Below are 14,527 nucleotides of genomic sequence, written 5' to 3'. Positions count from 1 at the left end.
GGACCCCAGGCTCAAAGGCAGCTCAAGGCCTGGGATGACGGAGAGTGGGGTTGGCGCTCAAGCCAAACCTGCCCCCGGCGTAGAGAGGTACACCGCGCCGGGTGTTTCAGGCGGTCACGACCTCTCCTCGATATTCCAAACAATGAAAAGGCGCCGTTTCGCGGCGCCTCTTGGGTGAGCTATATTGGTGAACTCAGTCGCGGATGATCAGCAAATCGGCAGCCATGAAGCGCAGCGTCACGGTTTCGCCGGCCTGCGGTGGAGTGACGCCGGGGCTGTTGAACATGTCGAAGGAAATGACGTTGCCGCCGACATTCATGCGGGTGCGGATGACCGAACCGAGGAAGTGGGCGGAGACGACCTGGCCGGTGAGCGCCGTATCGCTTCTGGCAGTGTCGGAGAGCGAGCCTGCTTCCGGGCGCAGCGCCAGCGAGATGGTCTCGCCCGCCTTGTGGGCTGCGACCGACTGTTTCAGGGTGATCTTCTGATCGCCGATCTGGATGAGGTTGGTATCCGGATCGACGACTTTGGCCTCAATCAGGTTCAGCGTGCCGACGAAGGAGGCGACGAAGCGCGTGGCCGGCTTGTTGTAGATGTCGAAGGGCGAGCCGATCTGGTCGGCCTTGCCGGCATTCATGACGACGATGCGATCGGAAATCGACAGCGCCTCTTCCTGGTCGTGGGTGACGAAGACAGTGGTGATGCCGAGCTGCTGCTGGATCTGGCGGATTTCCTCGCGCAGTGACACGCGAATTTTGGCATCGAGGGCGGAGAGGGGTTCGTCGAGCAGCAGCACCTGCGGTTTAACGGCGAGCGCGCGGGCAAGTGCCACGCGCTGTTGCTGGCCGCCCGATAGCTGATACGGGTAACGGTCGGCGAGATGATCAAGCTTGATCAGGCCGAGCATTTCCTTGACGCGGGCGTCGATCTCCGGCTTCGGCGCGCCGGCAACCTTGAGGCCGAAGGCGACGTTGTCGTGCACCGACATGTTGGGGAACAGGGCATAGGCCTGGAAGACCATGCCGATATTGCGCTGGTTCGGCTTCAGCGCGCTCTGATCCTTGCCGTTGATGGTCAGCGTGCCGCCGGTCGGGGTTTCGAAGCCGGCGATCATGCGCAGGACGGTGGTCTTGCCGCAGCCTGACGGGCCGAGGAAGGAGATGAATTCGCCCTTCTCGATGTTCATGTTGAAATTCTTGACGACCTGAACCGGGCCGAAGGATTTCTGGATGTTATTCAGAGTGAGGAAAGACATGAGCCGGTTACCTTAAGCCTTTGCCGGGCGGGCTTTGCCGAAGCGGGAAACGAGATTGAGCAGGCCCATGCTGAGCCAGGTGATCGAGAAAGCAATGACGGCGAGCGCCGAAGGTTCATAGGCCTTGTTGGCGCCGACGAGCTGCAAATAGGGGCCGAAGGCCGGACGGTTGAGCAATGCGGCGAAGGTGAACTCGCCCATGACGATCGCCAATGTGATGAAGGCGCCGGAGAGTACGCCGCTCATGACATTCGGGAAGATGCAGCGGAACATGATGGTCGTCCAGCGGGCGCCGAGGCTTTCGGCCGCTTCCGTCAACGTACGGACATCGATGGCGCGCATGGCAGTATCGACGGCGCGGTACATGTAGGGCAGGGACAGCGTGATATAGGAGAAGACCAGCAGGGCGTTGGTCCCGGTCGTCGAACCCGTCAGCGGCAAGTAGGATGACGAATTGTACATTCTGAGGTAGCCGAAGACGATGACGATCGCCGGAATGACGAGCGGCAGCAGCGTGATGAACTCGACGACGGGACGCATCTGCGGCAGGCGCAGCCGCACCCAGTAGGCCGTCGGCACCACGAGCAGCATGCCGAAGACGATGGTGAGCAATGCCATCAGCATGGAGTAGCCGAAGGTCTCGCGAAATTGTATGTCCGAGAAAACCGACTGATAGGCGTCGAGGCTGTATTCGCCGCGGCGCATGCGCAGCGAAAATTCGATCGTGCCGATCAGCGGAATGATGAAATAGGATGCGCCGAGAATGATGGCGATCCAGGCTCCAAGACGTTGTGTTTTCATTTCTGCCACCGCTCGGCGCGCATGCGCAGCATGAGGTAAAGGACGTTGGAGACGCCTGTGATGACGATCATGCCGAGCGCAATGGCGTAACCAAGATTGGCATTGTGCAGAACGTCGCCCCGGATCTGCGCGTAGAGCAGGATCGGCACGATGTTGAGCGAGCTGCCAGTCAGCGCGAAGGCGGTGGCAATGGCGCCGAAGGCGTTGGCGAAGAGAAGCAGCGTGGTGCCGAGCAGGCTCGGCCACAGGATCGGCAGGGCGACCATCATCCAATATTGGCGGTTGGTGGCGCCTAGAATCTCGGAGGCCTCGCGCCATTCCTTCTTCATGCCGTCGAGCGCCGGCGTCAGGATCAGCACCATCAGCGGGATCTGAAAATACATATAGGTGATGGTTAGGCCGAAGAAGGACAGAAGGTTGAAGCCGGTGCCGTAGAGATTGAAGCCGAACCATTCCCGCAGGAATACCGTCACGAGGCCGGTGCGGCCGAGCGTCGCCAGGAAGGCGAAGGCAAGCGGCACGCCGGCGAAATTCGAGGCTACGCCGGAAAAGGTCAAAAGCGTCGAGCGCACCGAGGCGGGCAGACCACCGAGCACGACGGCCCAGGCGAGAAAAAATCCGATCAGCGCGCCGCCAAGGGCGGATGCCACCGAGACCTTGATACTGATCCAGTAGGCGCTCATGATCGATGGAGTAAAAAGATCGCCGATATTCTTCAGCGTGAAATCGCCCTCGGGCGTCAGGAATGCGCCCGCCACAAGATAGAGCGTGGGGACGATCAGGAACAGCAGAGAAAAAATGATGAAGGGCGCAATGCCCAGCCAGTCGATCACGCGGTCTTTGTTGATCAAGGGGGCGCTGCTCACCATCGGCGTTGAAACGGTACTCATGAGCTCATCCTGGGCATCGGAGTGAGAAAGCCTCCCCGCCCTTGGGGCGGGGAGGCCGGATCGGAGTTTACTTAACGTTGGCGCCGACGACGGAATCCCAGTTCTTGGTGATGGTTTCCTTGCCTGCCGCTTGCTCTTCGAGCGTCGGGAAGACGGCCTTTTCATAGGCTGCTGCCGGCGGCAGCTTATCGAGCAGTTCCTTCGGGATCTTGTTGTTCTTGGCAAGATCGTTGAAGCGGATCGGGTGGCAATAGCCCTTCAGCCAGCCGAGCTGACCTTCGTCGGAATAGAGATATTCCATCCAGAGCTTGGCAGCATTCGGGTGCGGAGCGAAGGCGGAGATTGCCTGGACATAAACGCCGGCGACGACACCCGTCTTCGGAACGACGACTTCGAACGGAGGATTGCCCTTCAGGCTTTCACCCCAAGAGAGCGCGTTGTAGTCCCAGGCGACGATGATCGGCGTGGATCCCTGTGCGAAGGGAGCGGCCTTGCCGACGACGGGGACGAAGTTGCCGTTCTTGTTGAGTTCGGCGAAGAATTTCAGGCCTTCTTCGCCTGCCTTTGCGGCGTCGCCGCCAGATGCCGAAAGACCAGCAGCATAGACGCCCTGGACAGCCTGGTTGGCGGTGCGCGGGTCACCTGCCAGCGCGACACTGTTCGCGTAGTCGCTCTTCTTCAGGTCGGCCCAGTCGGCCGGCGATTCCTTGACGAGGTCCTTGTTCACGAGAAACGAGAGAACGCCGTAGTAGTCGCCGTACCAGTAGCCTTCCGGATCCTTTGCTGTATCCGGGATCGAATCCCAGGTGGAGACCTTGTAAGGCTGGATCAGACCGTCCTTCTTGGCGGACGGGCCGAAGGAGAGGCCGACGTCGATGACGTCGGGGGCCTGCGGACCGGTGTTGCCCTTGTTGGCCTTGATCGCTTCGATTTCGTCACCCGAGCCGGCATCCGGGTTCAGCTCGTTGACCTCGAGGCCGTACTTGGCCTTGAAGCCCGCAATGACCTCGCCGTAGCCGCACCAGTCGTGCGGGAGAGCGATCGTGGTCAGCGTGCCTTCCTTTTTGGCGGCGGCGATCAGTTCTGCGCTCGGTTCTGCGGCGGCAATCGCGGTCGAAGCCACGATCATCGCAGTAGAAAGCGACAGGAGTCGAGAAATGTTAGAGATCACTGTTGTTCTCCTTCGGTTTCAGTGTCTGGCGATGCTGTTAATCAGCTTACATGAAGCTTGTGTGACGGTTGGATGACGTTAGTTTTGCCGGAACAGCAGGCGCTTGTGACTGATGTTTCATTTGCGACGGCATCGTTCACTTCCGCCAAGTCCGCGTTTGTTTTTCCCTCTCTTTTAGCCTTTCCCTCTTAACCCGGTTTGCGGAAAAGCCTGCTCTGCTCGAACAGCCCTTCCAGCGTCTTCATGCGCTCCTTCGTCTCGTCCCAGGTGGAATTCTGGACGGCCTCGATCAGAGCCTCGACGATGAAAAGAGTGACGACCGACGAATCCCAGGCCGATGGCGCTTCGATGCGGACGCGGAAAGCGTGCCGCGCGAGTTTGGCAGCGGGCGAGGCCCATTGGTCGGTGAAGACGACGATTTCGGCACCGCGCTTGCGGGCGGCGGTGGCAAGGCTGACCATTTCCTGCTCATAGCGGCGGATATCGAAGATGATCAGGATGTCGCCGGCGTTCATGTTGAGGGCATATTGCGGCCAGCTGCTGGAATTGGACGACAGCAGTGTCGTGGCCGGCCGGATGACCTGCATATGGGTGAAGAAATACTCGGCCAGCGCGCCGGTGATGCGGCCGCCGACGAAATAGAGGCCGCGCTTGCGATCCGACAGCAGCGAGGCGACGCTGTCGAAGGTCGCCGTATCGAGATCGGTCAGTGTCTGGCGCAGATTGCCCATGATGGCATCGGCGAAACGGTTGAGGATATGAGTGCCCGGCGCGTTTTGCGCCCAGCGATCGTGCTTGGTGATGGGATTGGAAATCGTCGCTTCGACCTCCTGATGCAGGCGCGCCTGAAAATCGGGATAGCCCTTGAAACCGAGCTTCTGCACCATCCGCACGACGGTCGGTGTCGAAACGCCGGCGTTCTCTGCGATCGTGGTGATGCTGCCGAGGCCGGAAACCGGATAATTGTCGAGAAGGCTTTCCGCCAATTGTTTCTCGGCACGTGTCAACACGCCGAGATGCGAATGTATGACGTCCGAAACCGTCTTCGACGCAGTGGTCACTTGATCTTGCTCCCCGGGGGTGGTCTGGCGCCACTCCTCCGACCAAAGTTAACAACGCTGTCACAATCCATGTCAACCACTGTCATGAAAAGAAATTTTCAGCGACTGCTTGACAGTCGCCAAAAGCTGAAGAATTCTTTTCTATAAAGCTTTTATTAAGGGATAGGAGTGGCGCCGTTGGTGCTGGCCCGGCCAAAAATCCTCAGCGAAGCGGATGGCGATTGCGTCGGGATCGAACGCATCGAAGGCCGGAGCCCGGTGTTGCTCGTCTGCGAACACGCTTCGAAGACGCTTCCTGCCCGGTTCGGCGATCTCGGCCTGCCCAACGAAGCGCTGTCGAGCCATATCGCCTGGGATCCGGGTGCGCTCGCGGTTGCCCGCGGCGTGTCGCAGGCACTCGACGCGACTCTCGTCTTCCAGCGCTTCTCCCGGCTGATCTACGACTGCAACCGGCCGCCAAGTTCATTGGGCGCCATGCCGGAAACCAGCGAGATCTATGCCATTCCCGGCAACAAGGATTTGAGCGCCGAGGAGCGTCTGGCGCGCACCGATGCGCTTTACGTGCCTTTCCATGATGCCATCCGCGGACTGATCCACGATCGTCGGGCGAGGGGGCAGGATACCGTCATCGTGACGATGCACAGCTTCACGCCGGTCTATCATGGACGGCAACGCGCCGTCGAACTCGGCATATTGCACGATGAGGACAGCCGGCTCGCCGACCGCATGCTGGAGGCTGCGGCCGGCGCGCCGCTTTACAGGACTGAACGCAACCAGCCTTACGGGCCTGCGGACGGCGTGACCCACACGCTGATCCTGCACGGGCTTTCGAACGGCTTGCGCAATGTAATGATCGAGGTCCGCAACGACCTCATCGCAGACGATGGCGGCCAAGGGGTCATGGCCGACTATCTGACAGGACTTCTCCAGCAAAGCCTGGAAGCCTGACATAAAAAGAAGACCCGAGGGAGCAGTCTATCTGCGGACGTCCGCACGGCGCAAATGTCGCGGGCAATTGGCACTGAATGGCCGCAATCCTGCGGCCGATCGTGAACAGGGGGAAGTCATGTCGGACTATACCGAACTTGATAAGAAGCAGGATGTGCACATCCTGCATTCGATGGGCTATGCCCAGGAACTCGAACGACGGATGAGTTCGTTCTCGAATTTCGCCGTATCATTCTCCATCATCTGCATCCTTTCCGGCGGCATCAATTCGCTGGCCCAGGCGACCTCGGGCGCCGGCGGAGCGGCGATCGGCATCGGCTGGCCCGTGGGATGCTTCATCTCGCTCGTCTTCGCCGTCGCCATGGCGCAGATCAGCTCCGCCTATCCGACGGCCGGCGGCCTATATCACTGGGGCTCGATCCTCGGCAACCGCTTCACCGGCTGGCTGACCGCCTGGTTCAACCTGCTCGGTCTCGTCACCGTGCTCGGCGCGATCAATGTCGGCACCTATTACTTCTTCATGGGCTCCTTCGGCACGACCTATCTCGGGCTGACTGACACAACGACGGTGCGCATCATCTTCCTGGTGATCATCACCGGTGCGCAGGCGCTGGTGAACCACATGGGCATCGGATTGACCGCGAAGCTGACCGACTTTTCGGGCTACCTGATCTTCGCGACTTCGATCGCGCTGGCGGTCGTATGCCTTCTCGCGGCGCCCTCCTATGAATTCGACCGTCTCTTCACCTTCGCCAATTATTCCGGCGAAGTCGGTGGCAACGTCTGGCCGTCCACCTCGGGCGCCTGGGTCTTCCTTCTCGGTCTGCTGCTGCCGATCTACACCATCACCGGCTATGACGCCTCGGCGCATACATCTGAGGAGACGGTCAAGGCCGCCCATTCGGTCCCGCGCGGCATGGTGGCCTCGGTTCTATGGTCGGCGCTGTTCGGCTATATCATGCTGTGCGCCTTCGTGCTGATGCTGCCGAACATGGATGAGGCGGCAAAACAGGGCTGGAACGTGTTCTTCTGGGCGATGGACAGCCAGGTGAACCCGGTCGTCAAGGACCTCCTTTATCTTGCGATCTTCGTCAGCCAATGGCTGTGCGGCCTTGCGACCGTCACCTCGGTCTCCCGCATGATCTTCGCCTTCTCGCGTGACGGCGGTCTGCCGGCCTCCAAGGCGCTGTCGAAGGTCAGCCCGCAGTATCGTACCCCGGTAGCCGCGATCTGGACGGGCTCGATCCTGTCGGTGCTGTTCGTCTGGGGCTCGTCGCTCGTTACGATCGGGGATACGCCGGTTTACACGATTGTCGTCTCGTGCACCGTCATCTTCCTGTTCTTCTCCTTCGCGATCCCGATCACGCTCGGCCTCTTCGCCTGGGGCACGTCGAAGTGGGACAAGATGGGTCCATGGAACCTCGGCGAAGGCGTCTTCAAGCTCTTTGCGGTGCTGACGATCATCGCGATGATCCTGATCTTCATTCTCGGCATTCAGCCGCCGAATGAGTGGGCGCTCTATATCACCGTCGGTTTCCTCGTGGTCACTGGGATCGTCTGGTTCGGCTTCGAGAGCCGCCGCTTCAAGGGGCCGCCGATCGGTGCCGAAGTGGCGAAGCGTCAGGCTGAAATTGCGGCGGCCGAGGCGGCCGTCGGCGAAAGCGGCGAACGTTAAGCATCGAGGCTTCCCTCTCAAGTGGCGGGGCCGCATCCTGCGGCCCCATCACCGGATCAAGGAAAAGGCATCGGGCCGTGATACCAGGCCGAGCGCATGCGATTTCATTGCCCCGATTTTCTTCAATTCCAGTTCAGGCGGATCAATCATGAGCAGCAGCTACACAATCGACGATCTTAGGAAGGATGTTGCCGAAGGGCGCATCGATACGGTTCTCGCCTGCCAGGTGGATATGCAGGGCCGGCTGATGGGAAAGCGTTTCCAGGGGGAATATTTCGTCGAGAGCGCCTGGAAAGAAACGCACAGCTGCAACTACCTGCAGGCGACCGACATGGAGATGGAAACCGTCTCCGGCTACAAGGCGACGAGCTGGGAGAAGGGATACGGCGACTATACGATGAAGCCGGATCTTTCGACGCTGCGCCGCATTCCCTGGCTCGAAGGCACGGCCCTGGTACTCTGCGACGTGCTCGACCATCACACCCATGAAGAGGTTGCCCATTCGCCGCGGGCGATCCTGAAGAAGCAGGTGAAGCGGCTCGAAGACATGGGCATGAAGGCCTATATGGCTTCCGAGCTCGAATTCTTCCTGTTCGACCAGAGCTACGAGGCGGCGCATGCCTCGGGCTACCGCAATCTCAAGCTCGCCAGTGCCTATAACGAGGACTACCACATCTTCCAGACCACCAAGGAGGAAGAGGTGATGCGGGCGATCCGCACCGGCCTGCAGGGCGCCGGCATTCCGGTCGAGAACTCCAAGGGCGAGGCTTCCGCCGGCCAGGAGGAGATCAACGTGCGGTATGCCGATGCGCTCGCCATGGCCGACAGGCACGCGATCATCAAGAACGGCTGCAAGGAGATTGCCTGGTCGAAAGGCAAGGCCATCACCTTCCTGGCGAAGTGGAACTACAATGCGGCCGGCAGCTCTTCGCACATCCACCAGTCGCTCTGGAGCCTCGAGGAAAAGCCGCTGTTCTTCGACCATGCCGGGAAATACGGCATGTCGCCGCTGATGCACAAGTACGTTGCCGGGCTTCTCGCCCATGCGAGCGAGATCACCTATTTCCTGGCTCCCTACATCAATTCCTACAAGCGCTTCATGGCCGGCACCTTCGCTCCGACCAAGGCGATCTGGAGCAAGGACAACCGCACTGCCGGCTACCGTCTCTGCGGCGAGGAGACAAAGGGTATCCGCATCGAATGCCGGGTCGGAGGCTCCGATCTCAATCCCTATCTCGCCTTCGCCGCGCTGCTTGCCGCTGGTATCGACGGGATCGAGAACAAGCTGGAACTCGAAGCTCCCTTCGTCGGCGACGCCTATGGCGGCAAGGACATTCGCGAAATCCCGCGCACGCTACGCGCGGCAACGACTGAAATGACGGAATCGGCGATGCTACGCAAAGCCTTCGGCGACGACGTCATCGACCATTACACTCGTGCTGCCGAATGGGAGCAGGAAGAATACGACCGCCGCATCACCGATTGGGAAGTGGCGCGGGGTTTTGAAAGAGCTTAATAGGCATTTGCGGGTTTGCTTGCCCCTCACCCTAAACTTCTCCCCGCTTGGTGGGAGAGGGGACTTGCCACGCGGATCGCTTGAGAGTTCGGAAAATGGTGCGGCATATCCCTTCTCCCCGCGAGCGGGGAGAAGGTGCAGGCAGGCGGATGAGGGGCGGTCGCCCACCCACATTTTGAATGATACGAGGACAGGAAATCGATCATGGCAATGATCCAATGCATTTCACCGGTCGATGGATCGGTTTACGCGGAGCGCGCAGCACTTTCGCTCGACGCCGCCAAGGACGTGGTGGCGCGCGCCCGCAAGGCGCAGAAGGCCTGGGCGAAACGGCCGCTTGAAGAACGCGTTCAGCTTGTCCTGAAGGGCGCTGCCCGGCTGAACGAGATGTCCGACGTCGTCGTGCCGGAGCTTGCCTGGCAGATGGGCAGGCCGATCAAGTATGGCGGCGAATATAAGGGCTTTAACGAGCGCTCCAACTATGTCGCATCGATTGCGGCGGATGCGCTGGCCCCGCTCGTCGTCGAAGAGAGCGATCGTTTCGAGCGCCGTATCGAGCGCGAGCCGCACGGCGTCGTCTTCGTCGTCGCACCTTGGAACTATCCCTATATGACGGCGATCAACACGATCGCTCCGGCGCTGATGGCCGGCAATACGGTGGTGCTGAAACATGCCTCGCAGACATTGCTCGTCGGCGAGCGGCTGGTGCAGGCCTTCATCGAAGCCGGCGTTCCCGAAGACGTGTTCCAGAATGTCTTCCTCGACCATGAAACGACGTCGGCGCTGATTGCCGCCAGCAGCTTCAACTTCGTCAACTTTACCGGATCGGTCGAAGGCGGCCGCTCGATGGAGCGGGCCGCTGCCGGCACCTTTACCGGCCTCGGCCTCGAACTCGGCGGCAAGGACCCGGGTTACGTCATGGAAGACGCCGATCTCGATGCGGCCGTCGACACCCTGATGGACGGCGCGACCTACAATTCCGGCCAGTGCTGCTGCGGCATCGAGCGCATCTATGTGCATGAATCGCTCTATGACGCCTTCGTCGAGAAATCAGTAGCCTGGGTTTCAAACTACAAGCTCGGCAATCCGCTCGATCCCGAGACGTCGCTCGGGCCGATGGCGAACAAGCGTTTCGCCAAGGTGGTGCGCGAGCAGATCGCCGAGGCGGTTTCCAGGGGCGCCAAGGCGCTTGTCGACCCCAAGCTTTTTCCCCAGGACGACGGCGGCGCCTATCTCGCACCGCAGGTCCTCGTCGATGTCGACCATTCCATGGCCTTCATGCGCGAGGAGACCTTCGGCCCGGCGGTCGGCATCATGAAGGTGAAGAGCGACGAGGAAGCGCTCGCTTTGATGAACGACAGCCAGTATGGGCTGACGGCCTCGCTCTGGACCAAAGATGCCGAGCGGGCAGCACGTCTCGGCCGCGAGATCGAAACCGGCACCGTCTTCATGAACCGCGCGGATTATCTTGATCCGGCGCTCTGCTGGACCGGCGTCAAGGAGACCGGCCGCGGCGGCTCGCTGTCGATCATCGGCTTCCAGAATCTGACGCGTCCGAAATCCTTCCACCTGAAGAAAGTCACAGCATGAGCAGCAGCAACATCACCGCAAACTGGAGCTATCCGACATCGGTCAAGCTCGGCCGGGGCCGCATCAAGGAGCTGGCCGACGCCTGCAAGAGCCTCGGCATCAAAAAGCCGCTGCTCGTCACTGACCGCGGCCTGGCCTCGATGGCGATCACCAAAACCGCGCTTGATATCCTCGAAGATGCCGGCCTCGGCCGGGCGATCTTCGCTGACGTCGACCCGAACCCGAACGAGAAGAACCTCGATGCAGGCGTCAAGGCTTTCAAGGATGGCGGCCATGACGGCGTCGTCGCCTTCGGCGGCGGCTCAGGTCTCGATCTCGGCAAGTGCGTTGCGTTCATGGCCGGCCAGACGCGGCCGGTCTGGGATTTCGAGGATATCGGCGACTGGTGGACGCGTGCGAGCCTCGAAGGCATCGCCCCGATCGTCGCGGTGCCGACGACGGCGGGCACCGGTTCGGAGGTCGGGCGCGCCAGCGTCATCACCAATTCCGTCACGCATGTGAAGAAGATCATCTTCCATCCGAAGTTCCTGCCGGGTGTGGTCATTTCCGATCCGGAACTGACCGTCGGCATGCCGAAGATCATTACTGCCGGCACCGGCATGGACGCTTTCGCGCATTGCCTGGAGGCCTATTCCTCGCCTTTCTATCACCCGATGTCTGCCGGAATCGCCCTCGAAGGCATGCGTCTCGTCAAGGAATTCCTGCCGCGCGCCTATCGGGAAGGCACCGACCTCGAAGCCCGCGCCAACATGATGTCGGCCGCCGCCATGGGTGCCGTCGCCTTCCAGAAGGGGCTCGGCGCCATCCATGCGCTGTCGCACCCAATCGGCGCCGTCTACAACACTCATCACGGCATGACCAATGCCGTCGTGATGCCGGCGGTGCTGCGCTTCAACCGCGCCGCGATCGAGGAGAAGATCGGCCGCGCAGCCGCCTATCTCGGCATATCGGGCGGCTTTGACGGCTTCTACGACTATGTGCTGACGCTTCGTTCCGAGCTCGGCGTGCCGGAGACGCTGACGGCGATGGGAATCGCGCCCGACCGCATCGACGAATTGTCGGCCATGGCGATCGAGGATCCGAGCGCCGGCGGCAATCCGGTGGCGATGACGCTCGAAAATACCAAGGCGCTTTTCAAGGATTGCTTCTGACAAGATCGCGGCGGACCTGCAGACCGGCCCGGAAAGCTCTTGCTTTCCGGGCCTTTTCGTCTCGGAAACATCCTGAATTTTAGGGATGTGAAAAATACAGGCTGCAATTTCGCCGCGCGCGTTCGCAATTTGTTAACCATGATTGTAAAGGATGGGTTAACCGCACGATGCTCCGACAGTGCGCAAAAGAGCGATGCCGACTCGCGCCATTTCCTCCGAGGACCGAACATGCCAGTCATTACATTCGCAAATACCAAGGGCGGCGCCGGCAAGACGACCGCTGTTCTGCTGCTCGCGACCGAGCTTGCCCGTCAGGGCTATCGCGTGACCATTCTGGATGCCGATCCGCAGCATTGGATTTCACGCTGGCACGAGATATCGGGGCACGTGCCCAATATTTCGGTGATCGATTTCGTGACGACCGCCTCGCTGCCGCAGCATATCAGCGAGAACAAGCATAATACCGACTATTTCATTGTGGATCTGCCGGGCGCCCGCAATCCGCTGCTTGCCACCGCCGTCGGCCTTTCCGATCACGTGCTGATCCCGATCCAAGGCTGTGCCATGGATGCGCGCGGCGGCGCGCAGGTGCTCGAACTGCTGCAGTATCTGGACGAGAAGGCGGGCATGAAGATCGGTCATTCGGTGGTGCTGACCCGGGTCAACTCGATGGTGACGACGCGGGCGCTGCAGCTCGTCAAGTCGCTGCTCAGCGAGCGGCACGTGCCGGTGCTGGACACGGCGATCATCGAACGTTCGGCCTTCCGCGACATCTTCGACTGTGGCGGCACGCTGCAGACCATGGACCCCACGCGCGTCAGCAATCTCGACAAGGCGCGTGAGAACGCCACCTGTTTCGCCGAGGAAATCATGCGCAAGGTGCCTGTTCGGTTGACCGCCTCGGCTCGCATGGCGACAGCGGCCTGAATACCCAAGCATTGAAACAGAAAGGCTGTCGGAGCGATCCGGCGGCCTTATCGTTTGTGACCAGTTTGGCTTTGGCTCAGTCGACGAACTCGACCGTCACACCGGGCTTGACCATTTTCGCAAGCTCGGTTGCATCCCAGTTGGTCAGGCGAATGCAACCGTGGCTCTGGGTGCGCCCGATCTTGGAGGGCTCTGGCGTGCCGTGGATGCCGTAGGTCGGCTTGGAAAGCGCCATCCAGACGGTGCCGACCGGGCCGTTCGGGCCTGGGGGGATGTTGAGGATCTTGTCGTTGGCGCCCTGCTGAAAGTTGATCTTCGGGTTGTAGGTATAACCGGGATCGAACGCGACGCGCTCGACCGTCACCGTGCCGGACGGGGAGGGGGTGTCGGTTGAGCCGATCGATGCGGGGTAGGCGGCGATGAGATTGCCGGCGCCGTCATAGGCGAAAACCTGTTTGCGCCCCTTGTCGGCGATGATGCGGGCGACCTCGCCGGTCTTCATCTCGCCTGGATTGACGACCTTGATCACCGTGCCGGGAACGCTGAAATCGGCGCCGGGGTTCATCTCCTTAAGGAAGGCCTCGTCCATATGGAAACGCTCGGCCAGCATTTCAGTGGTCGAGGTATAGGCGAGCGACGGCAGCAGCGCCTTATGCGAATAATCTTCCGGGATCTCCGCGACGAAGGGGCCGGCGGCATCGGCCGGCGTGATCGTATAGCTGACGACGGGCAGGCCGCCGTTCATGCGCAGCTCTTCCAGAATGGCATCGGTGTCATTGGGATCGAGATTTGACCCCGTCATCTGATTATAGGCATAAATGCCCTTGGTGACGTTCGAACCCATGTGCCCGTCGATGACGCCGGGAGAGATGCCGGCGCGGTCGAGGAAGACCTGCAGCGCGACGATCTCGGACTTCGATTTGTTTTTCAGCGTGATCACGGGCTCGTCGGGTGCTGCCTTCGGCGCATCGGCGGGCGGGATCTGCTGATCGGGATCGATCGAGGCGTAATCGTCGCCCGACTGCGGATTGCCGATGCTGTTATCGTCCGGATAGGGCTCCTCCCCGAGCGGCAGGCGCTCGATCGCTGCTTCGCGCGGAATGCCGCCGGTGACGGCGCCCCGCTCAGAATAACGCGTGTCGCCATAGGGGTTGTCGTCGGCGTAATAAGGGTCGTTGCCGCCTTGGTCGGCATAGACATCGCGTGAGGCGGGCGGCGGCGGGTAATAACCGCGGGCGCGCATTTCGGTGGCGACGACGTTGCCGTAGGCGTCGATCAGCACGCGGTTGCCGCTGCGGTCGCGGGCATAGGCAAAGCCGCGGGGGACATAATCGAGGATTTCGCCGTTTGGCGTGACCAGCACGACGTCGCTCTGGCGGCGGTCACGAAACTGCTGCGCGCCAGCCTGCGGTGCTGCAGCCGCAACGGCTGCCAGCAGGGCCGCAAGCGAAAATGCCGACTTCAAAAAGCGATTCACGTCTCACACCTCGAACAGTGACTGGCCGACACACACCCGCGAATTTTGACGCTAGTGTGGAATTT

The 14,527-nt window shown here is 60.9% G+C and carries 12 protein-coding genes; 6 read left to right on the top strand and 6 right to left on the bottom strand.

The features are described from left to right. Positions 1-193: 193 nt before the first annotated feature. The 5 genes from FHT70_RS13275 to FHT70_RS13255 all read right to left on the bottom strand — a co-directional run bounded on the left by FHT70_RS13275 (position 194) and on the right by FHT70_RS13255 (position 5,178). Positions 194-1,255 (bottom strand): ABC transporter ATP-binding protein, encoded by a 1,062-nt coding sequence (locus FHT70_RS13275; RefSeq protein ID WP_183701793.1) that lies wholly within the window; start codon positions 1,253-1,255, stop codon positions 194-196. 12 nt (positions 1,256-1,267) lie between these two features. Beyond that, entirely contained in the window at positions 1,268-2,056 is a 789-nt protein-coding gene (locus tag FHT70_RS13270) for an ABC transporter permease (protein ID WP_085778821.1), read from the bottom strand. After that, on the bottom strand, positions 2,053-2,946 hold the full coding sequence (locus tag FHT70_RS13265; protein WP_183701789.1) for an ABC transporter permease subunit: 894 nt from the start codon (positions 2,944-2,946) through the stop codon (positions 2,053-2,055). Before FHT70_RS13265 ends, FHT70_RS13270 begins: the two co-directional genes overlap by 4 nt. 67 nt (positions 2,947-3,013) lie before the next feature. Continuing rightward, on the bottom strand, positions 3,014-4,117 hold the full coding sequence (locus tag FHT70_RS13260) for an ABC transporter substrate-binding protein (RefSeq protein WP_097597929.1): 1,104 nt from the start codon (positions 4,115-4,117) through the stop codon (positions 3,014-3,016). A gap of 188 nt (positions 4,118-4,305) precedes the next feature. Beyond that, entirely contained in the window at positions 4,306-5,178 is an 873-nt protein-coding gene (locus tag FHT70_RS13255) for a MurR/RpiR family transcriptional regulator (RefSeq protein ID WP_085778818.1), read from the bottom strand. Between the two features lie 177 nt (positions 5,179-5,355). On the opposite strand from FHT70_RS13255, the gene FHT70_RS13250 reads away from it, so the two are divergent. The 6 genes from FHT70_RS13250 to FHT70_RS13225 all read left to right on the top strand — a co-directional run bounded on the left by FHT70_RS13250 (position 5,356) and on the right by FHT70_RS13225 (position 12,985). Beyond that, positions 5,356-6,126 carry an N-formylglutamate amidohydrolase gene (locus FHT70_RS13250; protein WP_183701786.1) on the top strand — a complete coding sequence of 257 codons (771 nt, stop codon included), beginning with the start codon at positions 5,356-5,358 and terminating at the stop codon, positions 6,124-6,126. Positions 6,127-6,244: 118 nt separating this feature from the next. Next, on the top strand, positions 6,245-7,801 hold the full coding sequence (locus FHT70_RS13245; protein WP_183701782.1) for an amino acid permease: 1,557 nt from the start codon (positions 6,245-6,247) through the stop codon (positions 7,799-7,801). A gap of 148 nt (positions 7,802-7,949) precedes the next feature. Continuing rightward, positions 7,950-9,317, top strand: a complete 1,368-nt coding sequence (locus FHT70_RS13240) for a glutamine synthetase family protein (protein ID WP_183701779.1) — start codon at positions 7,950-7,952, stop codon at positions 9,315-9,317. Between the two features lie 204 nt (positions 9,318-9,521). Then, the gene (locus tag FHT70_RS13235) at positions 9,522-10,907 is read left to right on the top strand and encodes an aldehyde dehydrogenase family protein (RefSeq protein WP_183701776.1); all 1,386 of its coding nucleotides are present in this window, start codon (positions 9,522-9,524) and stop codon (positions 10,905-10,907) included. After that, positions 10,904-12,058, top strand: a complete 1,155-nt coding sequence (locus FHT70_RS13230) for an iron-containing alcohol dehydrogenase (protein WP_085778813.1) — start codon at positions 10,904-10,906, stop codon at positions 12,056-12,058. The genes FHT70_RS13235 and FHT70_RS13230 overlap by 4 nt, the downstream gene beginning before the upstream one ends. Before the next feature lie 228 nt (positions 12,059-12,286). After that, positions 12,287-12,985, top strand: a complete 699-nt coding sequence (locus FHT70_RS13225) for a ParA family protein (RefSeq protein WP_183701773.1) — start codon at positions 12,287-12,289, stop codon at positions 12,983-12,985. 76 nt (positions 12,986-13,061) lie between these two features. On the opposite strand, the gene FHT70_RS13220 is transcribed toward FHT70_RS13225, so the two are convergent. Next, positions 13,062-14,462 carry a L,D-transpeptidase gene (locus FHT70_RS13220; RefSeq protein WP_183701770.1) on the bottom strand — a complete coding sequence of 467 codons (1,401 nt, stop codon included), beginning with the start codon at positions 14,460-14,462 and terminating at the stop codon, positions 13,062-13,064. Positions 14,463-14,527: the final 65 nt, after the last annotated feature.

The sequence above is a fragment of the Rhizobium sp. BK049 genome (genome assembly GCF_014193135.1).
GTDB lineage: Bacteria > Pseudomonadota > Alphaproteobacteria > Rhizobiales > Rhizobiaceae > Rhizobium.
Note: the sequence above shows the minus strand (reverse complement) of the source record. Positions and strands in the feature narration are given on the sequence as shown.